Consider the following 23,876-nt stretch of genomic DNA (forward strand, 5'->3'; position numbering starts at 1 on the left):
TACTGTGGACTTTGAGCATGATTGCATTATACTTCCATAATAATAGGCAAAATCATCGGTCTGCGCTTCGTTTTTTCAAATAAAAACTGGCTTAACGCTTCGCGGATGTTCGCTTTCAACGACGACCATTCGAGCATGTATGATTCAAGACAGCGCTCGATGATCGCCGCCACCATTTTCTCTGCTTCCTCAAGCAGCGTCTCAGACTCGCGCATGTAGACGAACCCGCGCGAAATGATCTCTGGGCCGGCGGCGATCGTTTTCGTTTCTTTGTTCAGCGTGACGACGGCGATCAAAATGCCATCCTGGGACAATAAGCGGCGATCGCGCAACACGATGTTGCCGACATCGCCAATGCCAAGGCCGTCAATTAAAATGTTGCCGTACGGCACTTTGCCGCCGGAGCGGGCGGCGCCGCCGCGGAACTCGATCACTTCGCCTTTGTCGATTAAAAACGTCCGCTCCTCCGAGATGCCGACCGCCTTCGCCAACCGGGCGTGCGCTTTTTGCATCCGATATTCTCCGTGCACCGGAATAAAGTATTTTGGCTTCATTAAATTGAGCATCAACTTTAATTCTTCTTGGCAACCGTGCCCGGATACGTGCACTTGCCGGTCGCGGTAAATCACGTTGGCGCCGGCCCGGTACAAGGCGTCAATCGTTTTCGCGAACCCGAGCTCATAGCCCGGCATGACGGATGCGGCGACGATGACGGTATCCCCTTCTTTGATGTTCACTTGTTTGTTCGCTTGGCGCGCCATGCGCCAAAGCGCGCTCATCGGCTCGCCGTGCCCGCCGGTTGTCAAAATGACGAGCTCGCGGTCGCCATAACGATCGATATCATGCGCAGAAATCGTCACCTTGTCTGGAACGTGCAAATAGCCAAGGCGCACGGCGATGTCCATTACTTTATGCAGCGTTTTGCCGATCACTGCCACTTTGCGCCCGGATTGGTGGGCAGCGTACAGCACCTGCTGAATGCGGGTGATGTTGGAAGCGTAGCAGGCAACAAATACGCGTCCTTTCGCATGGCCGATCACGTCAGCGATCTCATAGGCGACCACCGTATCGGAGCCGCTGTAGCCGGGGCGTTCGGCATTCGTGCTGTCCGACAAAAGACACAGCACCCCCTCTTCGCCGATTTGCGCCATTTTTCCCAAGTCGGTGCGGTTGTTGCCATACGGCGTTTGGTCAAATTTAAAATCGCTCGTGTACACGATCGCACCTTGCGATGTATGCAGACTGATGCCGACGGAATCGGGGATGCTGTGGATCGTGCGGAAAAACGTCACTTTCGCCTTGTCAAACACGAGTTCCGCGTCCGGATGAACTTCATTGAGCTTCGCGCCCGACACCCCTTGTTCTTTTAACAGCGCCTCCGCCAACCCAAGCGTCAACTTCGTTCCGTATACCGGCACAGGCAGCTGCTTGAGCACATAGGCGATCGCCCCCATATGCTCCTCGTGCCCGTGGGTGAGAAAAATTGCCTGAATGCGATGCTGCCGTTCAATCAAATATGTGATGTCCGGGATCACTTTGTCGATGCCGAGCATTTCGTCTTCCGGAAACATCACCCCGGCGTCGATGACAAAAATATCCTCGTCCAATTCGATGACATACATGTTTTTGCCGATTTCTCCGACTCCCCCGAGGGAAAAAATGCGTATTTTCTCTACCGGCTTTATTTTCGATTTCAAGGCTGCGTCCTCCCAATTGTGATGCTAACCCGCTCAAAGTCACTTGCTTTTATTATAACGAATCGGTGCGGAAAAACACAAGATGGTTCATCAACCAACCAATGGATTTCACAGCCAAGGCAAAAAAAGGCCCCAACGCGCAAGCAAAGCGTTGGGGAATCGTTTCGTTACGACAGCGCATCGAGCAGGCGGCTTAGCTCCTTCCGCTCTTGTTCGGTGAGCGGCACAAGCGGAAGGCGCACCGAACCGACGTCCAGCCCGCGCAGCTGCAGCGCCGTTTTCACCGGCACCGGGCTTGGGGCGGCAAACAAGCCTTTCATGAGCGGCAGCCATTTTCGATGCAGCGCCGCCGCCTTCTGATGATCGCCCGCTAAAAAGGAACGAATCATTTCTTGCATTTCATTGCCAATGATGTGCGAAGCGACCGAGACGACGCCATTGCCGCCGATCGCTAGCACTGGAAGCGTCAAGCTGTCGTCGCCGCTGTAGAGCAAAAAGTCGTCCGGCGTACGCTCAATGATTTCCGCCATGGCGTCCAAATTGCCGCCCGCTTCCTTGACAGCGACAATGTTCGGAACTTCGGACAGCCGGATGACCGTCTCCGGAGCAAGACTCACCGACGTGCGCCCTGGAACGTTATACAGCATCACCGGCAACGATGTGCTTTCGGCAATCGCTTTGAAATGTTGATACAGCCCTTCTTGGTTCGGCTTGTTGTAATACGGCGCCACAAGCATGACAGCATCGACGCCCGCCTCTTCCGCCTTTTTCGTCAGCTCGATCGACGCGCGCGTATCGTTTGTGCCCGTTCCAGCAATGACCGGCGCCCGGCCGTTGACGACGGAGACGACATGGCGGAAAAGCGCGATTTTTTCCTCGGTCGTCAATGTCGGCGACTCGCCGGTCGTGCCGGCGACAACGAGCGCGTCTGTGCCATTGTCAAGCAAATAGTTGACAAGCTCCGTCGTTTTTGCCAAGTCGAGATTTCCTTTTCGGTCAAATGGCGTGACCATCGCCGTTATGATGTTCCCGAACTGAACCACGGTTTTCACTCCTCGCTCCAAATCGCTTCATCTCCGCCCGCATCCGCCTCGGATAAGCAGAAGGCGTCATGCAGGGCGTTGACCGCTTTTTCCATATCGTCTTGCTTCACTAACACCCAAATCGTCGTATGGCTGTCGGCCGACTGCAAAATTTGAATGCCTTGCTCCGACAAGGCGGTGACGATTTTCGCCGTCACCCCCGGCACGCCGGCAATGCCGGCGCCGACGACCGACACTTTGGCGCATCGGGGCGTCACGGCCGGTTCGTAGCCGATGCGGCGCAGGGCGGCCACCGCTTTTTCCGTCATGTCGCCGCTCACGGTGTACACAACACCGTACGGGGAAATGTTGATAAAGTCCACGCTGATCCCTTCATGGGCCATCGCTTGAAACACGTCAGACTGCAGCTCATAGCGGCCTTCTTTCGCCAGCACTTTGATTTGTGTGACGTCGGCGACGTACGTAATGCCGGTGACAAGCCGCTCTTTCACATCGCTTCCTTTTCGGCCGCGGACCGATGAAGTGACGAGCGTCCCGGGTGCATCGGAGTACGTCGAGCGGATGCGCAGCGGCACTTTCGCCTGCATGGCGATCTCCACCGCGCGCGGATGGATCACTTTCGCCCCTTGGTACGCCATGTTGCAAATTTCCGTATACGTGACGACATCAAGCGGCCGGGCGCTCTCAACGATGCGCGGGTCAGCGGTCATGACGCCGTCGACATCGGTGAAAATATCGACCCACTCCGCGTTTAACGCCGCGCCGAGCGCCGCCGCCGACGTGTCGCTTCCTCCGCGGCCGAGCGTTGTCATGTCGCCGTTTTCCGCCATGCCTTGAAAGCCGGCGACAACGACAACGTCGTATTGCCGAAGCGCCTCAAGGAGGCGGTCGCAGCGCATTTCGAGAATTTTCGCGTTCGTATGATCGCTGTTCGTGCGGAATCCGGCCTGGGCGCCGGTGAACGCCGTCGCTTTGATGCCGTGTTCGTTCAACAAGTTGCTGAACACAACGCTTGAGATGATTTCTCCGCACGCCATAAGCATATCTTGCTCTCGTTTTGTGACATGGTGATGAACGCCGCCGATCAAACTAAGCAGCGTATCGGTCGCATATGGATCGCCGCAACGTCCCATAGCCGATACGACGGCCACGACTTTATAGCCATCTTCCAACGCCCGTTCAATATGGCGGCGCGCCAAGTTCCGTCCGCGCTCATCGCGGACGGACGTGCCGCCGAACTTTTGAACAATGAGTTTCATGCTAACACCTCGATGCTTTTTCAAATGAGCCCGAGCTTCAACAAACTTTCTGCGATTTGCACCGAATTCGAGGCTGCGCCTTTTAGCAAGTTGTCAGCGACAATCCATAGATGGAAGCCGCGGCGGTTGTCCAAATCGCGGCGAATGCGGCCGACAAACACGTCATACTTACCGACGCAGTCCACCGGCATCGGGTACAGCTGTTCGCTCGGATCATCTTGAAGCACGACGCCCGGCGCTTCGCGGAGCACCGCCTGCAAGTCGGCAGCGGTGACGCCGTCTTGTTCAATTTCGATGTACACCGATTCCGAATGGCCGCTCGCTACCGGAATGCGCACACACGTCGCCGCCACTTTCAGCTCAGGCATATGCATAATTTTTTTTGTTTCATTGATCATTTTCATTTCTTCAAACGTAAATCCATTGTCTTGAAACTTATCGATTTGCGGAATGGCGTTGAACGCAATTTGGTAATGCTTCCGGTCCGATTTCACTGGCAAAATGTTCGCCTCAACCGGCTTGCCTTCGAGCACGGCTTTCGTCTGCTCGTTGAGCTCTTCAATTGCCTGCGCTCCCGCCCCGGAGACAGCCTGGTACGTCGAGACGATGACGCGCTCTAAGCCAAACGCTTTCCGAATCGGCTCCAACACCACGACCATTTGAATCGTCGAGCAGTTCGGATTGGCGATAATGCCGTTATGCCACGTCAAGTCGCTTTCGTTCACTTCCGGAACGACAAGCGGCACGTTTTCCTCCATCCGAAACGCGCTCGTATTGTCGATCACGATCGCCCCGCGCCGCACCGCTTCCGGCGCCAGCGCTTTCGATACGGCGCCGCCGGCGCTGAACAAGGCGATGTCGACCCCATCAAAGCGCTCGGGCGATGCCGCCCGCACTTCGATCTCCTCGCTGCGGAAGCGCATTTTTTTGCCGGCTGACCGCTCCGATGACAACAAGGTCAATTTTCCAACCGGGAAGTTCCGGTCTTCAAGCGTCCGCACCATTTGCTGCCCAACTGCCCCCGTTGCTCCGACGACAGCGACATGATATTGTTTTTGAGCCATCAACCATTCTCCTTCCACATCGTCACTCTAAGAAGTGAATTCATAGTCTTTATTTTATCACATTCCGTTGCGGACGAGAGAACATTTTTATGCGGAACATTGATTTTTGATTCAGTTGTAGCGGAACCGCTCGATAATGACCGGCTGCAGCTGCTTCCCTTCAAGCGCGGCAAGAATCGTATCGCGCAAAAGCGGCATGTAGGCGACCATTGAGTTCGGCTTCGCCTGCGGGGCGTCTTGGCCGAACGGAATGAAATAAATGTTTTTTGCCGCCATAAGCCGCATTAAGTTGACGCCGTTTAAGCCGAGCGCATCGTTTGTGGAAATGCCAAGCACGACCGGGCGGTGGTTGCGCATCGTCGCTTTGGCGGCCATGAGCACCGGGGAATCGGTCATGGCGTTGGCTAGCTTGCTCATCGAGTTGCCGGTAAGCGGGGCGATCACCATGCAGTCGAGCGGAATTTTCGGTCCGAGAGGTTCTGCTTTGACGATCGTATCGATCACCTCGTTTCCGGTCAGCTGCTCCAGTTTTTTCACCCATTCTTCCCCTTCCCCGAAGCGGGTGTTCGTCGTTTTCACCGTATAGGTGACGATCGGCAGCACCTCCGCTCCTTCGTTGACGAGCTTCTCGATCTCCGGGAACACCGCATCATATGTGCAATGCGACCCGGTGAGGCCAAAGCCGATCCGTTTTCCTTTCAAGCTGTTCCCGCTCATGCATGATTCTCCTCCCGTTTTTGTAAATCTTCATATAACAGTTGCGCCAAGACGTTGGCAATGATTTGCCCAGCTGTCTTCGGCGCGACGACCCCAGGCAGCCCGGGCGCCAAAATGGCTTTCACTCCGCGCTTTTCGGCATAGCGGAAGTCAGTGCCGCCCGGTTTTGACGCCAAATCGATAATCAGCGTATGAGGCGGCATTTTCGCGATGACGCTCGCCGTCACGATGAGATGAGGCACGGTGTTGATACAGACGTCAATGTCACGCACTTCTTTTTCCAAATCGTTTAAGTGAAACGGCACGAGCCCCATTTCCGTGATGCGGGCGAGATGCTCCGACCGGCGCGCCCCGACTTTCACTTTCGCCCCCAACGCGGCGAACGTTCGGGCGACGGTCATGCCGACGCGTCCAAGCCCCAAGACAGCGACGCGCGAGCCATGGATCGTAAAATCCGTATGCTGAATGACCATCATCACCGTGCCTTCCGCGGTCGGAATCGAGTTGTAAATGGCGACATCGTCGCGCTCAAACAACTGCACGTGCTTGCGCCCTGTTTTTTTCACCAATTCGTCCAAATACGCGTTGCTGATGCCGGAATAAATCGTGCATTGCTGCGCCGTTTTTTGCACCATCTCTTCTGTAAACGGAATCGGTTCGTGGGCGAACACGCTGTTGACGTTTCCGTCCAGCGTCGTGCCGTGAACCGGCAAAATGATCGCATCCAAATCGGCAAAATCGACTTCGCCAATCGGCAGCTTCATCGCCCCGGTGAAATGATGGGCGAGCTGGTCGAAGCCGACAAGCGACAACTTCGCATCGAGTTCAACGAGTTTGCGAATGACTTCAAGCTGCCTAGCATCGCCGCCGATGATGGCGATGTGCATTCCTGTCAGCATCATGTTGTACGCTCACCTTCTTTTTTGGCAAACTGCTCCGTTTCCTTTCCCATCTTATGTCGGAAAGAAAATATAGGTGAATATCCTTGTAGGAAAAAATGGGTGATATGCGCTGACAGCAGACAAGAGGCAGTCATTTTTTCCGGTTTTGTTCCTTACATATAGAAGTAAAGAAGCCAAAAGGGGGGGAAACCAGCATGAGGCTGAGCGAGTTAAGCGGAAAAGAAATTGTCGATGTAAGCCGAGCTGAGCGGCTCGGGGTGCTCGGGCAGACCGATTTGGAAATTAACGAGCAGACGGGGCAGATCGAGGCGCTGCTCATCCCGACGGGAAAATGGTTCGGGTTTCGCAAAGACGGACAGGAAATTCGCGTGCCGTGGAAATATATTCGCAAAATCGGCGCCGATATGGTGATGATCGATGTCCCCGAGGAAGGATGAAAGAGGCGGAAACGAAAAAGCTAACAACCTAGCGAAAGGTCGTTAGCTTTTTTGATGCTCGGTCTATGAACGGAGCGGGCGCGGCAGCACGCCGTCCGGGCTGATTAAGGCGAGTGCGTAATCGTCCGTGAAAACCGTGCGCGCCAGTTCGTTTACTTTTTCTGCTGTGACGCTTTCAATCTCTTCAATGATCTCATCAAGCGAGCGATGGCGGCCGAGAAGGAGTTCATTTTTGCCGTTGCGGCTCATCCGGCTGTTCGTGCTCTCGAGCCCAAGCATCAGGCTTCCTTTCATCTGCTCTTTGCTGTTATGCAGCTCTTTTTCGGTCACTCCGTCCTCCTTCAGCTGGCGAATGGTCTGCTGGATCGTTTCGAACAGCACATCAAGCTGGCTGCTTCCTGTGCCGGCGTAAATGGCGAGCAGGCCGCTGTCTTGGTAGGCGGAATGGTACGAGAACACCGAATACGCCAATCCGCGCTGTTCGCGCACTTCCTGAAACAGCCGGCTGCTCATGCTGCCGCCTAAAATATTGTTCAAGATGAGGAGCGGATACGCGTCCGGATGGCCGATCGGCAGCCCGTTGAATCCGATGCATACGTGCGCCTGCTCGGTGTCTTTTTTGCGCGCGATCTTTTGCGGCACAAACAACGGCGTCCCTGAAGAAAGCGGCTTGCTTTCTGCGGTGAACGAGCCGAAATAGCGCTCGACCTCGTCAATAAACCGTTCGTCGACGTTGCCGGCGACCGAAATGACGACGCGATCCGGTGTATAGTAATCCGCCATATATTGGCGCAGCGTGTCGCCAGTGAACGTGCGCAGCGTCTCTTCCGTGCCCAAAATCGGATAGCCGAGCGGGTGGCTTGCATAGCACGCTTTGCCGAGCAAATCGTGGACGATGTCATCCGGTGTATCTTCATACATTTTGATTTCCTCGAGCACAACGTTGCGCTCCTTTTGCAGCTCATCCTCCACAAATGTCGAGTGGAAAAACATATCGGCGAGCATTTCAAGCGCCAGCGGCGCGTGTTCATCCAACACTTTGGCGTAGTAACATGTATACTCTTTCGATGTAAAAGCGTTCACTTGCCCGCCGATGCTGTCGAACGCTTCCGCAATGTCCCGGGCCGTACGCGTCGTTGTCCCCTTGAAAAACATATGCTCTAAAAAGTGGGAAATGCCGTTGGTTTGCTCCGTTTCATTGCGCGAGCCAGTCCCGATCCATATGCCGATGGCCACCGAGCGCACGGTCGGGATTTGCTCGAGCACGATTCGCACACCGTTTTTGCACGTATATTTGTTAATCAACTCCATGTTCCTCCTGTTTGTTTGCCAGTCTTTTCTCATCGAATAAGGCCGTCAAGCTGCCTAAGGCGTAGCCTTGGCGCCTGATCGAGGCGATCAGCTCGTCAAGCGCAGCCGCCGTCGGCATCGTCGGATGCATTAAAATGATGGCGCCGGGATGGACGTTTGATGTCACCCGTTTCACTATAACAGATGGCGACGGTTTTTGCCAATCAATTGTATCGACGCTCCATAGAATCGTTTTCATGCCGAGTTCCGCGGCGATCTCGACGACCTCGTCGCGGTAGCTGCCGCTTGGCGGGGCAAACCATTTGCATTTGACCGCCGTCGCCGCCTCAATCACTTCGTTTGTTTTCTCGAGCTCACGTCGGATGTTGTCGACAGCGAGCGTTTTCATATCGGGATGGCTGTAGGAATGGTTGCCGATTTCATGGCCGGCGTCTGCTATCATTTTTGCCATCTCCGGGTGATTTTTTACCCATCGCCCCTCTAAAAAGAACGTCGCCTTGACATTGTATTTTTTCAGCGTCTCAAGCATGTCGGGGAGGTATTCTTCCCCCCAAGCGACATTGACAGCAAACGCCACCATCGGCTTGTCAGGATGGCCGCGGTAAATCGGCGCCGGCGGCAAATCGTCCAAATGGACGCGGGGTGGCACTTGACGGAACACAAGTTTCCGTTCGTCAAACGTTCCGGTTTTCTTCATATTTTCATAAGAAGCATCGATGTCGACGGCGAGCCCGTTGTAGCCGGGCGTCGCCTTCCATACTTTATCGATGACCGCATCTTGGGCGGGAATTTCATATTGCTTCGCTTGTTTGACGATCGTGTCATACAGCTTGTCGCGCTCTTTCATCGCGGTCGTTTCCATCGGGCGCCAGCTCGCGATGTAATCGCCAACCGGCGGCCAATGAACCGCCGCCCAGGCGGCAAGAAACATGACCGCTAGCGCCATATAGCGGGCATAGCCGTTGTTCACCCTTGTCCCCCTCCTTTTTTACTACTACAACATATGTCTTAGGGGGACAGGATAGAACATAACAAAAGAGCCTTAAGAAACAAATTCCTAAGGCTTCATGCGATGGCGCTCCGGCCGTCTTCCTCGTTTTTCCCTAGATTCCCGCGGCAGTTCCCCTCCAATGTTGCGGGCATCGCGCAACACCGCTTTGCGCGACAGGTTGACGCGCCCTTGCTTATCGATTTCCGTTACTTTCACTAAAATTTCATCGCCAATCGAAACGACGTCTTCGACTTTGCCGACCCGCCCTTCAGCGAGCTCGGAAATGTGGACAAGCCCGTCTTTGCCGTTGAACAGCTCAACGAAGGCGCCGAATTTTTCGATCCGCTTCACTTTGCCCAAATACACTTGGCCGACTTCGACTTCGCGGACGATGTCTTCGATGATTTGCTTCGCTTTTTGGTTGGCCGCTTCATCCACAGACGAGATGAAAATCGTGCCGTCTTGTTCGATGTCGATTTTGACGCCGGTTTCATCGATGATTTTGTTGATCTGCTTGCCGCTTGGTCCGATGACCTCACGGATTTTGTCCGGATTGATGTGCATGATCAAAATTTTCGGCGCATATTTGGACAGCTCTTTGCGCGGCTCGCTGAGCGTTTGCATCATATGGTCCAAAATCTCAAGCCGCCCTTTGCGCGCTTGCATGAGCGCCTCTTCCAAAATCTCGCGCGTCAACCCTTTGATTTTAATGTCCATTTGCAACGCAGTGACGCCTTTTCTCGTGCCGGCGACTTTAAAGTCCATATCGCCAAGATGGTCTTCGATGCCTTGAATGTCGGTCAAAATCGTGTAATGGTCGTCGTTTTTCACAAGCCCCATAGCAATGCCGGCGACCGGTGCTTTAATCGGCACCCCAGCGTCCATCATCGCCAGCGTGCTGGCGCAAATGCTGGCCTGCGATGTCGAGCCGTTCGACTCAAGCACTTCCGAAACGAGGCGGATCGTATACGGGAATTCGCGCTCCGACGGCACGACCGGCTCGAGCGCCCGTTCGCCAAGCGCCCCGTGTCCGATTTCACGCCGCCCCGGCCCGCGCATCGGCCCGGTTTCCCCGACGGAAAACGGCGGGAAGTTGTAATGGTGCATAAACCGCTTCGATTCTTCAAGATCAAGCCCGTCCAAAATTTGCACATCGCCAAGCGCCCCAAGCGTGCAAACGCTCAACACTTGCGTCTGCCCGCGCGTAAACAAACCGGAGCCGTGCGTGCGCGGCAGGACGCCGACCGCCGATGAGAGCGGACGGATTTCATCGACTTTGCGCCCGTCCGGACGGATTTTCTCGACCGTGATCAAACGGCGCACTTCCTCTTTCACGAGCTTATGCAAAATTTCCTGTACTTGCTTGAGCTTCTCCTCATCCGCTTCTTCCGCCTCATATTTGGCGATGACGCCAGCTTTCACATCTTCAATGGCAGCATCGCGCGCCAGTTTCTCCGGCACTTGCACCGCTCGCTTAATGTCCGCTTCCGCAAGCTGGCGGATTTCCGCCTCCAGCGCTGGATCCGGCTCGTAAAGGACGACTTCCATTTTTTCTTTGCCGACTTGGGCGGCGATTTCCTCTTGGAAGGCGATGAGCCGCTTCACTTCCTCATGGCCGAACATGATCGCTTCAAGAATCACTTCTTCCGGCACCTCATCCGCCCCGGCTTCCACCATGTTGATCGCATCTTTTGTGCCGGCGACGACAAGATGCAGATCGCTTTTTTCCATTTGCTCGACCGTCGGATTGATGACAAACTGGCCGTCGACGCGGCCGACGATGACACCGGCGATCGGCCCTTCAAACGGAATGTCGGAAATCGTCAGCGCCACCGACGAACCGATTAAGGCCGCTACTTCCGGCGCGCAGTCTTGATCGACGCTCATGACCATCGAGACGACTTGCACTTCGTTGCGGAATCCTTCAGCAAACAGCGGGCGAATCGGCCGGTCGATGAGTCGGCTCACCAAAATCGCTTTCTCGCTCGGGCGGCCTTCGCGCTTAATAAACCCGCCCGGAATTTTCCCGACGGCGTACAGCCGCTCCTCGTAGTTGACGGTGAGCGGGAAAAAGTCGACGTTTTTCGCCTCCCGCGACGCGGTGGCCGTGCTCAGCACGACCGTATCGCCGTAGCGGACGAGCGCCGCCCCGTTCGCCTGTTTCGCCAGTTCGCCGGTTTCAACAATGAGCGGCCGCCCAGCCACATCGATGGAAAACACGCGTTTCTCTTGTTCCATACAGACGAGTACTCCTCTCTATGTACAAATAAAAATATGGATCCGCTGATGATTAGTATAGACGAATTGGCGCCATTGTTATCATCGCCGTGTCAATCACGCCTATAAACTAGCAAAAAAGCGGGAATGCTCCCGCTTTTTTATCGACGTAATCCAAGTTTCTCAATCAATTCACGGTAGCGCGCCACATCTTTCTTGCGCAAATAGGCCAATAAGTTGCGGCGCTTCCCGACCATTTTCAGCAAGCCGCGCCGTGAATGATGGTCTTTTTTATGAATGCGCAAATGCTCGTTCAAGTTGTTGATTTGCTCCGTCAGGATAGCAACTTGCACTTCCGGAGAACCGGTGTCGTTCTCATGGATTTTAAATTGCTCGATGATTTCGCGTTTGCGCTCCTGCGTCAATGCCATCGTTGTTCACCTCCCTAGCTTTACATCCCCGATTGCCGAGCGGGCGTCGGTGACTCGCCTAGCCAAGCAATGGTTCGCATACATTGATTAGAATACCTCTTTTTCCGGCAAAATGCAAGTCTTTTCGCCGAAACAGCGGAAATACTGCTCCGCCTCTTTCTTATCGCGGGCGATTTGCGCCGTCAGTTCGTCGACACTGGCGAACTTCCGCTCGCTCCGCAGACGGCGGTGCCACTCAATTGTCATCGTTTGTCCATAAATATCGCCGGAAAACTCGAACAAGTGCACTTCAATATTCGGCAATCCTTCGCGCGTTTCATGGAACGTCGGTTTGTAGCCGACGTTCGCCACCCCTTCATATACTTGCCCGCCGATCGTCGCCTTGACTGCATAGACGCCGACTGTCGGCAAGGCATAATCGCTGTTTAAAGCGATGTTCGCCGTTGGAAAGCCGATCATCCGTCCGCGCCGCTCCCCGGCAACGACCGTTCCTTCAAGCTCGTAAAAGCGGCCGAGCAGGCGGGGGAGCTGTTCGACCGCCCCGTCTTCGAGCAGTTTCCGCACCCGGGACGAGCTCACTTTTTCCCCGTCGACCGCGAGCTTCGGAATGACCGTCTGTCCAAAGCGGCCGCGCGCATGAATCGGCATCGTCTCCATCGTTCCTTTTCCGAACCGCCCGTAAGTGAAATCGAAGCCGGCGACGACATGCTTCACGTGCAACCCATCCAAATATTGGTCAACGAACGCTTCTGGCGACAGCGCGGCAAACGTCGGCGTAAATTCAACGATGTACAGCCGGTTGACGCCAAGTGATGCAATTAGTTGCTCCTTTTTGCCAAGCGGCGTGATCAAGCGCAGCTCGGACTGTTTGCCGAGCACAACGGACGGATGAGGATGAAACGTCATCACCGCGCTTTCGTACCCGCGCTCGTTGGCGATCTCGACCGCGGTGCGGATCACTTTTTGATGGCCGAGGTGGATGCCATCGAAATAGCCGAGCGCCATCACCGTCGGAGGGAGCGCCTGGCGTTCGAGACGGTGCGGATGCGAAAGAAACAGCGTTTCCATGTCCATGACCTACCTTCTTTATTTCCGCGCTGCACCCGCGGCGTTAACGAAACACTTTGAGCGGTTTCATCAAACCGGGGTGCGCCGGATGCTTCACGTACAGGGCCAGCGCTTCCCGCTCGGGCGAAACAAGAACGACCGGCCCGTCAAGCTTCTCTAAAAAAGCGGGAAGCCGGAGCAGCGCCCCATTTTTTACCTTCTCTGCTACTTTATCATTGATTTCATATTTCGGCAAATGAAAAAGGGCTCGCTCGATCGGAATGAGCAAGGCATCGGCCGTCCCGTCGGCCGCCCGGCGCTCAACGTCTTCAAACGTCACGCAATCTTCAAGCCGAAACGGCCCGGACGCCGTGCGGATGAGGTCGGACATATGCGCCGGATAGCCGAGCCGCTCGCCGATCATCACCGCCAGTGTGCGTACGTACGTGCCTTTGCTGCACGTGACGCGAAAGCGAAATGACACCGTTTTCCCAAAGAATTGTTCACATTCATCAAGCAGTTCGAGCTCATAAATGGTCACGCGCCGCGTCGGGCGTTCGACTTCGATGCCGGCGCGCGCGTATTCATACAGTTTTTTGCCGCCCACTTTCACCGCGGAGTACATCGGCGGTGTTTGCTCAATTTCCCCGGTCAAGCTGTCAAACACCGCTTCGATCTCCGCGCGCGCAATCGATCGGTCAACCGGACGGGCGGCGATGATGTCGCCGTCCGCATCTTCGGTTGTCGTCGCCGCGCCAAGCGTCACTTTTCCTTCGTACGTTTTCGTCGTCCCGGTCAAAAATTCGGCGATGCGCGTCGCCTTGCCAAGGCAAATTGGCAGCACACCGGACACGTTTGGGTCAAGCGTGCCGGTGTGCCCCGCTTTTTTTACGCCAAGCAGGCGGCGCACTTTGGCCACGCAGTCGTGCGACGTCATCCCTTTCGGTTTATTGAGCAGCAATACCCCGTCCATCGGCGCACCCTTTCCGTTTCCATAATCATGAATGGAAATGGATAGACGGTTCGTCTATCCATTGTTCGGCTCCTCATCCGCCTCTTTCGCCGGGTGGTCATCGCTTGAAATTTGCCGGATCAGCTGTTCGATGCGGCTGCCGTATTCGATCGTTTCATCGATTTCAAAGAAAATTTCCGGCGTCTTGCGCAGGCGGATGCGCTGTCCGATTTCCGAACGGATAAACCCTTTCGCTTTCTCGAGCGCCTTCAATGTATTTTCCCGCTGTTCATCATCGCCGAGGACGCTGATGTACACTTTCGCCTGCTGCAAATCGCCGGTGACCCGCACATCGGTCACCGTGACAAAGCCGATGCGCGGGTCTTTCAGCCTGCGGCTGATGATGTCGCTCAACTCTTTTTTCATTTGCTCGCCAACGCGAGTTGCCCGTATATTCATCATCCATCACCTCGGTTACAACCACTCGAATGACGTGGCCGCCCGCTCCAGCTCAGGGAACGAGTCGATCAAAGCGAGCGCCCGTTCGAGCTCCCGTTCGGTCGCCCGGCGGCTGGACGTAATGGCGACAAGACCGATGGTCGCTCGCTGCCATGCGTCTTGATGATCGATTTCGGCCACAGAGACGTTATATTTTTGCCGGATTCTTGTCATCACTCGCTGCAGGACGGCCCGTTTATCCTTGAGCGATCGGGCGTTGTAGATGATGCATTCGCACGCGGCGAAGCCGATCATGCCCGAGCCACTTCCTGCATGACGTATGCTTCGATGACATCTCCTTCTTTAATATCATTGAAGTTTTTGATCGTCAGCCCGCATTCATACCCTTGCGCCACCTCGCGCACATCGTCTTTATACCGCTTGAGCGAATCGATTTCCCCTTCGTAGACGACGATGCCTTGGCGAATGAGGCGCACCTTGCTGTCGCGGGTGATTTTGCCGTCAGTGACATAGCAACCGGCGATCGTGCCGACTTTCGATACTTTGAACGTTTGCCGCACTTCCGCCTGGCCGATCACTTTTTCCTCGTACTCCGGATCGAGCATCCCTTTCATCGCCGCTTCAATTTCCTCGATGACATTGTAAATGATGCGATGGAGACGGATGTCGACTTTTTCCGATTCAGCGGCGCGCTTTGCGTTTGCATCCGGACGGACGTTAAAGCCGATGACGATGGCGTTCGATGCCGTCGCCAGCGAAATGTCCGATTCGGTGATGGCGCCGACCGCCGCGTGGATGATTTTCACCCGCACGCCTTCCACATCGATTTTTTGCAAGGCGGCGACAAGCGCCTCAACCGATCCTTGAACATCGGCTTTGACGATCAAGTTCAGCTCTTTCATTTCGCCTTGCTTAATTTGTTCGAACAAATCATCCAAGCTGACGCGCGTTTTGACACTTCGCTGCTCCTGCAGCTGCCGCTGCGCCCGCGCCTCCGCGATTTGCCGCGCCTTTTTCTCATCCTCAAACACCATGAAGCGGTCGCCGGCTTGCGGCACTTCATGCAGCCCAGTAATTTCGACTGGCATCGACGGAGTCGCCTCTTTGACGCGCCGGCCGCTGTCGTTCACCATCGCGCGCACGCGCCCGTATGTTGTGCCGACGACGATCGGATCGCCGACACGCAACGTTCCCGCTTGAATCAAAAGCGTTGCCACCGGGCCACGCCCTTTATCAAGCTTCGCTTCGATCACCGTACCGACCGCGCGCCGGTTCGGGTTGGCTTTTAATTCTTCCATCTCACTGACAAGCAAAATCATTTCCAAAAGATGATCAAGGCCCTCTTTCGTTTTCGCCGACAACTTGCAGAAAATCGTATCGCCGCCCCATTCTTCTGGAACGAGGTTGTATTCCATCAATTCTTGCATGACGCGGTCCGGGTTCGCTTCCGGCTTATCAATTTTGTTGATGGCGACAATAATCGGCACGTTTGCCGCCTTGGCGTGGTTGATCGCTTCCACCGTCTGCGGCATCACCCCGTCATCCGCGGCAACGACAAGAATGACGATATCGGTCACTTGCGCGCCGCGCGCCCGCATCGTTGTAAACGCTTCATGCCCCGGCGTATCGAGGAACGTAATTTTTTTGTCATTGACCGTCACTTGATACGCACCGATGTGTTGCGTAATACCGCCGGCTTCTTGCTCCGTCACTTTGGAATGGCGGATCGCATCAAGCAACGTCGTTTTCCCATGGTCGACGTGCCCCATGATCGTCACGACCGGCGGCCGTTCAACCAAATCTTCCGGCGCGTCGACAATTTCGATCGCTTCAAAGTTCGTCTCATCGATCGTCACTTTTTCTTCGACTTCAACCCCGTAATCCGAGCAGATGAGCTCGATGGCGTCTTTGTCTAAATCTTGGTTGATTGTCGCCATCACGCCGAGCATAAACAGCTTCTTAATAATTTCCGACGGTTCGCGGCCAAGCTTTTTCGCCAGTTCGGCCACGGTAAGCGAGCCTTCAAACGTAATTTTTTTCGGCAGCTCTTTTTCTTTTTTCGCCGGCTGCGGCGCTTGTTTTGCGGCTGGTGCTGCCTGCTTTTTCCCTTTCGCCGGCCCTTTTCCTTTCTTTTTCGCCGCTTGGAGCAGTTTCTTTTCTTGCTGTTGCGCCTCGGTTTTTTTCGTTTCCTTCCCTTTTGGCGCTCCCTTTTTCTTCGCCGGTTTCATTTTCGCCGCTTCTTTGCTGTCGTCAAAAATTTCCTCATCAGCAAAATCGGCCGCTTTCGCCGGCGTCGGCCGTTTCGGCTTCTCCGTTTTCTTTTCCGCTTTTTTCTCTTCTTTTTTCCCGGCGTTCGGGCGATATTGATGGTCGAGTTTTTCGACGACATCAGCCTCCAGCATCGCCATATGGTTGTTCACTTCAATGTTCATTTCTTTCAATTTATGAATAACGTCCTTGCTTGGCACGTTCTGTTTTTTCGCGTATTCATACACACGCATTTTCGACATACATTCACCCCCATTAAGATCGGTCGAGCATCGTCTGCAATTGGCGCGCAAACCCTTCGTCGGTGACAGCGACAACGACGCGGGCGTCCTTGCCGATCGCGCCGCCAAGCGTATACCGGTCCGGCACTTTGCAAAGCGGGACGCCATAAAACGTGCATTTATCCGTTACTTTTTTTTCGGTGTTGACCGATGCGTCTTGCGAAAGCAAGACGAGCCGCGCCCGGCCCCGCTGCACTTCTTTGACGACAAGCTCCTCGCCGGAGACGACTTTGCCCGCCCGCTGCGCCAATCCAAGCATCGATGCCCAACGGTTATGCTTCATGTCCGGCCTGTTTCTCCTTTTCCGCCAAGGCGAGCAATTCGTCATAAATCGCATCGGCGATGTCTGCTTTTAAATGGCGGGCCAAAATGTTTTTCTTTTTCGCCTGCAAAATGCATTCCGGATCAAGGGTAATATACGCGCCGCGCCCCGCCTTTTTGCCGGTCGGGTCGATCGACACTTCCCCCTCTTTCGAGCGGACGATGCGCACCATCTCCCGTTTCGGCTTCATCTCTCCAGTGACGACGCATTTGCGCAACGGAATTTTCTTTTGCGCTGCCATTTTTCATTCCCCCTCACTCGATTTCCGCCGATTGATCAAACGATGGGCCGTTTTCTTCGCTATTTTCATTATCGGCCGCCGCATCGCTGAAATCAAGCGAAGTGGTTGGCGCATGCGGATCAATGCCCATCTCCCGCGCTTCCGATTCGCTTTTAATATCGATTTTCCAGCCGGTCAATTTCGCCGCCAGCCGCGCGTTTTGCCCGCGTTTGCCGATGGCGAGCGACAGCTGATAGTCCGGAACGATGACCGTCGTCGCCTTTTGCTCTTCGTTGACAATGACGCGCAGCACTTTCGCCGGGCTTAACGCGTTGGCGACAAACTCCACCGGATCGGCCGACCAGCGGACGATATCGATTTTTTCTCCGTTCAGCTCATCAACAATGGCCTGCACGCGTTGCCCTCTCGGTCCGACGCACGCGCCGACCGGATCGACTTCCGGGTTGTCGGAGTGGACGGAAATTTTCGAACGGTCGCCGGCTTCGCGGGCGATCGATTTAATCTCGACCGTTCCGTCGTAAATTTCCGGCACTTCGAGCTCAAACAGCCGTTTCAACAGTCCCGGGTGGGTGCGGGAGACGAAAATTTGCGGCCCTTTTGTCGTTTTTTCCACTTTCGTAATGTATACTTTCAACCGGTCGTGCGGCTTATATGTTTCATTCGGCATTTGTTCGTTTGCCGGCAGGAGCGCCTCCGCCTTGCCGAGGCTGACGTAGACAAAGCGCGGGTCAACGCGCTGGACGATGCCGGTCATAATGTCCTCTTCACGGTCGACAAATTCGGCGTAGATGATGCTCCGCTCCGCCTCGCGCACGCGCTGGGTGACGACTTGCTTCGCCGTCTGCGCGGCGATGCGCCCGAAATCGCGCGGCGTCACTTCGAGCTCGACGACATCGCCGATTTGATAGTTCGGATTGATCCGCTGCGCGTCCTCAAGCGAAATTTCAAGGCGCGGGTCGGTCACCTCTTCGACGACATCTTTGCGGGCGAGCACGCGGATCGTGCCGGTGTCCATATTGAGATCGACGCGCACGTTTTGCGCCTGTCCGAAATTGCGTTTATACGCCGAAACGATCGCCGCTTCGATCGCTTCCATGACAACTTCTTTGCTGATGCCTTTTTCCCGCATCAAATCGGCTAACGCCTCAAGCAATTGCGTGTTCATGCAACAAAAATCCCCCTTTTGCGATTAGAAGAAAATGACGGCTAATCGGGCGCTTGCCACTTTTTCATACGGAATGGCGACCGTTTTTTGCCGTCCGCGGTCTTTGACCAACAGCGTCACGGTCGTTCCGTCAAAAGCGGTTAGTTCGCCTTCAAACTGCTTTTCTCCTTCAATGGGTTCATACGTTTTGATATATACATGTTTCCCAATGGCTTTGGCAAAATCTTTTGCCTTTTTCAGCGGCCGCTCCGCTCCGGGCGATGACACTTCCAAAAAATAGTTATGCGGAATCGGGTCGACTTCATCCAGCTTTTCGCTCAATTTTTCGCTGACAGCACCGCATTGTTCAATATCGACGCCATCGTCAGAGTCAATGAAAACGCGCAAAAACCAATTTTTCCCTTCCTTCACATATTCAATATCGACGAGTTCAAGCCCCATTTCGTCCAAGATCGGTGTGACGAGTTGTTCGACCGTTTCTGTCACCTTTTTGCTCATTGTGTTCCTCCTTACCGAGCAAACGTGCATGCATGGCATAATGAGAAAATCCCCTGCACAGGGCGGGGAATGAACGAGAGACGGGTGTCCATTCAAGACGAAAGAGTGGGTTTCCCCACTCTTTGCTTGCCATTATCTTTGCCAATTCCACTAAAACTATAACACATTGGGAAATATATTGCAACGGGAAACTGCCGCCCAGACGAAAGAGCGCTGTCCGCTTCCTTCAGCGGCGGCGTTTCCACTAAAACAGCGACAGCTGGTTATGGTCCGGAAGCGAGTCAAGGCAGCCGCGGCTTTCTAAGTACTCCAGCAGCGTTTTTGATACTTTGCCGCGCTGCTGCAAATCCTCCTTCGACAAAAACTCGCCTTCCTCGCGGGCGCGCACGATCGCCTGCGCCACGTTCGTCCCAAGCCCCGGAATGGCGTTGAACGGCGGAATGAGCGAATTGCCGTCAATGACGAATTCCGTCGCCTGCGAGCGGTACAAATCGATATTTTTAAAAGAAAATCCACGCTCGCACATCTCTAAGGCCACCTCAAGAACCGTGAGCAAGCTTTTTTCTTTCGCCGTCGCCTGAATGCCTTTGGCGTTGATTTCCTCAATCCGCTTGCGAATGGCGGCTGACCCTTTGATCATGGCGTCAAGGTCAAAGTCCTCCGCCCGCACCGTAAAGTACGACGCGTAATACAAAAGCGGATGGTGCACCTTAAAGTAGGCGATGCGCACCGCCATTAACACGTAGGCGGCGGCGTGCGCTTTCGGGAACATGTACTTGATTTTTTTGCATGAATCGATGTACCACTCCGGCACGTCATGTTTGCGCATTTCTGCTTCAAACTCCGGCGTTAAGCCTTTTCCTTTGCGCACGGATTCCATGATTTTAAAAGCGAGCGACGGCTCGAGGCCGCGGTAAATCAAATAGACCATAATGTCGTCGCGGCAGCCGATGACTTCCGATAACGTGCAAGTGCCGTTTTGAATGAGCTCTTGCGCGTTGCCGAGCCACACATCGGTGCCGTGCGACAAACCGGAAATTTGCACGAGTTCGGAAAACGTTTTTGGCCTTGTCTCTTCCAACATTTGCCGAACGAAGCGCGTGCCAAACTCCGGAATGCCGATCGTGCCGACATTGCACATGATTTGCTCCGGCGTAACACCAAGCGGCTCGGTGCTGCTGAAAATGCCCATCACATCCGGGTCGTCGGTCGGGATCGTTTTCGGATCGATGCCGCTTAAATCTTGCAGCATGCGGATGACCGTCGGATCGTCGTGCCCGAGAATATCGAGCTTCAACAAATTGTCGTGGATCGAATGGAAGTCGAAATGGGTCGTCCGCCATTCGGAGGACGTGTCATCGGCCGGATATTGAATCGGCGTAAAATCGTAAATTTCCATATAATCCGGGACGACGATGATGCCGCCCGGATGCTGCCCGGTCGTCCGCTTCACCCCGGTGCAGCCAGCCGCGAGCCGGTCGATTTCCGCGCCGCGCAGCTGCAAATTATGATCGCTCGCATACGCTTTGACAAATCCGTACGCCGTTTTGTCGGCGACCGTGCCAATCGTCCCAGCGCGGTAGACGTTGTCTTCGCCAAACAGCACTTTCGTATAGTTGTGGGCGCGCGGCTGGTATTCGCCGGAAAAGTTCAAGTCGATATCCGGCACTTTGTCGCCTTTAAAGCCGAGAAACGTCTCAAACGGGATGTCGTGCCCGTCTTTTTTGTATTTCGTCCCACATCGCGGACAGTTTTTATCCGGCAAATCAAACCCTGAGCCGACCGAACCGTCGTTAAAGAACTCCGAATGCTTGCAGTTCGGGCAAACGTAATGCGGCGGCAGCGGATTGACCTCGGTGATTTCCGTCATCGTCGCGACAAACGACGAGCCGACCGATCCGCGCGACCCGACAAGATAACCGTCATCGAGCGATTTTTTCACCAGCTTGTGCGAGATCAAATAAATGACGGCAAAGCCATGGCCGATGATGCTTTTTAGCTCCTTCTCAAGCCGCTCTTCAACAAGTTTCGGCAACGGGTCGCCGTAAATTTCCTTCGCCCGCCGGTAGCTCATTTCCCGGATTTCCTCGTCCGCCCCTTCGATGCGCGGCGTATACAGCTCATCTTTGATCGGCTTGACATCGCCGATTAACGAAGCGATTTTTTGCGTGTTGTCGATAACGATTTCCTTCGCTTTTTCCGGCCCTAAAAACGAGAAGCAGTCAAGCATTTCATTCGTCGTACGGAAATACACATCCGGCAGCTCATGGCGGTTGAGCGGATTCGCCCCGCCTTGCGAATGGATTAAGATTTTCCGGTAAATTTTATCTTCTGGGTTCAAGTAATGGACGTTGCCGGTGGCGACGACCGGGATGTCAAGCTTCTCACCAAGGGCGACGATGCTGCGGATGATGTTTTTGATCACCTCTTCGTCTTTCACATAATCCATCTCGATGAGCGGTTTGTACACGTCCGGCGGATGCACTTCAAGAAAATCGTAAAAACGGGCGATGTCTTCGACTTCTTCCGGCGCCTTTTGGATCAAGTTGTCAAACAGCTCTCCTTTGTCGCAGCCCGAGCCGACAAGCAGGCCGTCGCGGTGCTTGACGAGCACGGAGCGCGGGATGCGCGGCACACGGTGAAAATATTGAATGTGCGACAATGACACAAGCTTGAACAAATTTTTCAATCCAGTCTCGTTTTGCGCCAACAGCGTCACATGGAACGGGCGCGCAAGCCGATAGGACGCTTCGCTGTGCGTGCGGCTGTTTAATTCGTCATGAAACAGTATGCCGCGCTCTTCCGCTTCCTTCAACAGCCGCATAAGCAAATGCCCGGTCGCCTCCGCGTCGTAGATGGCGCGGTGGTGCTGCGTCAATTCAATGTCAAATTTTTTGCACAATGTATTGAGCCGATGGTTTTTCAAATCCGGGTATAAAAAACGGGCCAGCTCGAGCGTATCGATGACTGGATTCGCGATTTTTCCGCGCCCCAGGCGAGCGAGACCCGCGTTTAAAAACCCGATGTCAAAGCTGGCGTTGTGGGCAACAAGCGTCGCATCGCCGGCCCAGTCAACAAAACGGGCCAACACGTCTTCCGGCTTCGGGGCGTCTTTCACCATCTCATCGGTGATCCCGGTCAGCTCCATCGTTGTCACCGACAACGGATGTCCAGGGTTGGCAAACGACATGAACCGGTCGATGATCTCGCCGTCTTTCACTTTCACCGCCGCCAGCTCAATGATCGTATTGTACACAGCCGACAGGCCCGTCGTCTCGACGTCAAAGACGACGTACGTTTCCTCCGAAAGACGGCGGTGCGTTTCATTGTAGGCGATCGGCACGCCATCGTCGACGATGTTCGCCTCAAGGCCGTAAATGACCTTCATGCCGTGTTTTTTCGCCGCGCTGTAGGCCTCCGGAAACGATTGAACAACGGCATGGTCGGTGACGGCGATCGCCGGATGCCCCCATTTTTTCGCTTGCTCAATGAGTTTTGTCACCGAGGTGACCGCGTCCATTTGGCTCATCGGGGTATGCAAATGGAGCTCGACCCTCTTTTCCCCTTCCGGCGCCGTATCTTGCCGTTCGTTTGCGGCGATTTCGTTCAAATCGTTGGCGATGATGACCAAATCACGGACGAACGTATCGTTTTGCACGCTGCCGCGCACTTTCACCCACATGCCTTTTTTGACGCCGCTCATGAGCTCGGCGTCCTCTTTGTCGCGCGAGAACATTTTGACTAAAATCGAGTTCGTGTAATCTGTGATTTTCATGGTCAACAGCGTGCGGCCGCTTTTTAATTCGCTCACTTCGGCGTCAAATACATAGCCTTGCACAACGACGCGCCGCTCTTCTTCGACGATCGTCTCCAGCCGCCGCACCGGCTCCTCGTCGCGGATCGGATAGCCGATGACAAGCGGACCGGACGGCGGCGCAGACGCGGCCTTTTCTTCTTCCCTCGCCAAATCGGTCAGTACAGCAAGCGCCCGCTCTTCGTCCTCTTGCTGTTTTTGCGCCAAAAACTGTTCCATTTCTTGTTTGGACGGCTCGATGCTGACGTCAAGCTGAAGGGGTGGAAACCCAAACGAAGCGTACACATCAGCGATTTTTTTGGCGAACCGCCGTTTGACCGCCAGCGCTTCCGCTTCATGGCGGGCGGCGACAAGCAACTTGTTTCCTTTCAGCTCCGGCGTCTGCCGGCTGAGCCAATCGACAAGCGGCGACATGCCTTCTTGCAGCTCGGCAAGGCAAAGCGGCCAATACGCCTGCACATCCTCCTCTGTCACGCGCGGCGCTTCAACCTCCATCGTATGGCGGACGGCGGCGATATGGCGGAACGCCGTTTGCAGCCGATCGACAAACGTTTTGTATACATGAACCGGCAGCACGTTGGCGAACTGAAAGTAAAAATGCCAGCTTTTCTCCTCTTTATCGATTACGACTTTGCGAATGGCGGCCTCACGAAAATGCGGCATCCATTCGTCCGACGTCATCTTCAGCTGCTCAAGCAGGATGAGAAACCGCTCTTTTTGCTCTTTTGTCACCATGACGTCCGTTTGTTCCCCTCTCAAC

21 protein-coding genes are annotated in these 23,876 nt (G+C 54.7%); 1 reads left to right on the forward strand and 20 read right to left on the reverse strand.

All coding sequences use genetic code 11. From position 1 onward, the window contains the following. Nucleotides 1-26: 26 nt before the first annotated feature. The 6 genes from BRO54_RS05890 to dpaA all read right to left on the reverse strand — a co-directional run bounded on the left by BRO54_RS05890 (nt 27) and on the right by dpaA (nt 6,682). Nucleotides 27-1,697, reverse strand: a complete 1,671-nt coding sequence (locus BRO54_RS05890; protein ID WP_074043409.1) for a ribonuclease J — start codon at nt 1,695-1,697, stop codon at nt 27-29. Between the two features lie 167 nt (nt 1,698-1,864). Next, nucleotides 1,865-2,740, reverse strand: a complete 876-nt coding sequence (dapA, locus tag BRO54_RS05895; protein WP_011230777.1) for a 4-hydroxy-tetrahydrodipicolinate synthase — start codon at nt 2,738-2,740, stop codon at nt 1,865-1,867. Nucleotides 2,741-2,745: 5 nt separating this feature from the next. Continuing rightward, a complete protein-coding gene (dapG, locus tag BRO54_RS05900; RefSeq protein ID WP_074043410.1) occupies nt 2,746-3,999 on the reverse strand; it encodes an aspartate kinase in 1,254 nt (417 codons plus the stop codon). A 20-nt stretch (nt 4,000-4,019) separates the two neighbouring features. Continuing rightward, entirely contained in the window at nt 4,020-5,063 is a 1,044-nt protein-coding gene (asd, locus tag BRO54_RS05905; protein WP_074043411.1) for an aspartate-semialdehyde dehydrogenase, read from the reverse strand. Nucleotides 5,064-5,174: 111 nt separating this feature from the next. After that, nucleotides 5,175-5,780, reverse strand: coding sequence for a dipicolinate synthase subunit B (locus tag BRO54_RS05910; RefSeq protein WP_013145721.1), 606 nt, complete (start codon nt 5,778-5,780; stop codon nt 5,175-5,177). Next, nucleotides 5,777-6,682, reverse strand: coding sequence for a dipicolinic acid synthetase subunit A (dpaA, locus tag BRO54_RS05915; protein ID WP_033025107.1), 906 nt, complete (start codon nt 6,680-6,682; stop codon nt 5,777-5,779). The genes BRO54_RS05910 and dpaA overlap by 4 nt, the downstream gene beginning before the upstream one ends. 194 nt (nt 6,683-6,876) lie before the next feature. Here dpaA and BRO54_RS05920 point away from each other — a divergent pair, with 194 nt between their 5' ends. Continuing rightward, nucleotides 6,877-7,119, forward strand: coding sequence for a YlmC/YmxH family sporulation protein (locus tag BRO54_RS05920; protein WP_011230772.1), 243 nt, complete (start codon nt 6,877-6,879; stop codon nt 7,117-7,119). A 63-nt stretch (nt 7,120-7,182) separates the two neighbouring features. Here the strand turns inward: BRO54_RS05920 and BRO54_RS05925 are convergent, their stop codons facing one another. The 14 genes from BRO54_RS05925 to BRO54_RS05990 all read right to left on the reverse strand — a co-directional run bounded on the left by BRO54_RS05925 (nt 7,183) and on the right by BRO54_RS05990 (nt 23,851). Beyond that, on the reverse strand, nt 7,183-8,430 hold the full coding sequence (locus BRO54_RS05925) for a M16 family metallopeptidase (RefSeq protein ID WP_074043412.1): 1,248 nt from the start codon (nt 8,428-8,430) through the stop codon (nt 7,183-7,185). Beyond that, nucleotides 8,417-9,400, reverse strand: coding sequence for a polysaccharide deacetylase family protein (locus tag BRO54_RS05930; RefSeq protein WP_074043413.1), 984 nt, complete (start codon nt 9,398-9,400; stop codon nt 8,417-8,419). Before BRO54_RS05930 ends, BRO54_RS05925 begins: the two co-directional genes overlap by 14 nt. 87 nt (nt 9,401-9,487) lie before the next feature. Next, nucleotides 9,488-11,659, reverse strand: coding sequence for a polyribonucleotide nucleotidyltransferase (gene pnp / locus BRO54_RS05935; RefSeq protein WP_013523420.1), 2,172 nt, complete (start codon nt 11,657-11,659; stop codon nt 9,488-9,490). 140 nt (nt 11,660-11,799) lie between these two features. Then, a complete protein-coding gene (gene rpsO, locus BRO54_RS05940) occupies nt 11,800-12,069 on the reverse strand; it encodes a 30S ribosomal protein S15 (RefSeq protein ID WP_011230768.1) in 270 nt (89 codons plus the stop codon). A gap of 87 nt (nt 12,070-12,156) precedes the next feature. Then, nucleotides 12,157-13,137, reverse strand: a complete 981-nt coding sequence (gene ribF, locus BRO54_RS05945; RefSeq protein ID WP_033025121.1) for a bifunctional riboflavin kinase/FAD synthetase — start codon at nt 13,135-13,137, stop codon at nt 12,157-12,159. Between the two features lie 43 nt (nt 13,138-13,180). Beyond that, a complete protein-coding gene (gene truB / locus BRO54_RS05950) occupies nt 13,181-14,089 on the reverse strand; it encodes a tRNA pseudouridine(55) synthase TruB (RefSeq protein WP_033025104.1) in 909 nt (302 codons plus the stop codon). A 54-nt stretch (nt 14,090-14,143) separates the two neighbouring features. Beyond that, a complete protein-coding gene (rbfA, locus tag BRO54_RS05955; RefSeq protein WP_033025103.1) occupies nt 14,144-14,527 on the reverse strand; it encodes a 30S ribosome-binding factor RbfA in 384 nt (127 codons plus the stop codon). 15 nt (nt 14,528-14,542) lie between these two features. After that, on the reverse strand, nt 14,543-14,821 hold the full coding sequence (locus tag BRO54_RS05960) for a DUF503 domain-containing protein (RefSeq protein WP_011230764.1): 279 nt from the start codon (nt 14,819-14,821) through the stop codon (nt 14,543-14,545). After that, nucleotides 14,818-17,037: a translation initiation factor IF-2 gene (gene infB, locus BRO54_RS05965; RefSeq protein WP_033025102.1), complete on the reverse strand. Its 2,220-nt coding sequence runs from the start codon at nt 17,035-17,037 to the stop codon at nt 14,818-14,820. Before infB ends, BRO54_RS05960 begins: the two co-directional genes overlap by 4 nt. A 13-nt stretch (nt 17,038-17,050) precedes the next feature. Next, nucleotides 17,051-17,359: a YlxQ family RNA-binding protein gene (locus BRO54_RS05970; RefSeq protein WP_033025101.1), complete on the reverse strand. Its 309-nt coding sequence runs from the start codon at nt 17,357-17,359 to the stop codon at nt 17,051-17,053. Then, complete coding sequence (gene rnpM, locus BRO54_RS05975) at nt 17,349-17,639, reverse strand: RNase P modulator RnpM (RefSeq protein WP_033025100.1); 291 nt, start codon at nt 17,637-17,639, stop codon at nt 17,349-17,351. Before rnpM ends, BRO54_RS05970 begins: the two co-directional genes overlap by 11 nt. 13 nt (nt 17,640-17,652) lie before the next feature. Then, nucleotides 17,653-18,804 (reverse strand): transcription termination factor NusA, encoded by a 1,152-nt coding sequence (gene nusA / locus BRO54_RS05980; RefSeq protein WP_033025099.1) that lies wholly within the window; start codon nt 18,802-18,804, stop codon nt 17,653-17,655. Nucleotides 18,805-18,828: 24 nt separating this feature from the next. Further along, nucleotides 18,829-19,302 carry a ribosome maturation factor RimP gene (gene rimP / locus BRO54_RS05985; protein ID WP_015374427.1) on the reverse strand — a complete coding sequence of 158 codons (474 nt, stop codon included), beginning with the start codon at nt 19,300-19,302 and terminating at the stop codon, nt 18,829-18,831. A 244-nt stretch (nt 19,303-19,546) separates the two neighbouring features. Continuing rightward, nucleotides 19,547-23,851 carry a PolC-type DNA polymerase III gene (locus tag BRO54_RS05990; RefSeq protein WP_074043426.1) on the reverse strand — a complete coding sequence of 1,435 codons (4,305 nt, stop codon included), beginning with the start codon at nt 23,849-23,851 and terminating at the stop codon, nt 19,547-19,549. Nucleotides 23,852-23,876 lie beyond the last annotated feature (25 nt).

It is taken from the genome of Geobacillus proteiniphilus (genome assembly GCF_001908025.1).
GTDB lineage: Bacteria > Bacillota > Bacilli > Bacillales > Anoxybacillaceae > Geobacillus > Geobacillus proteiniphilus.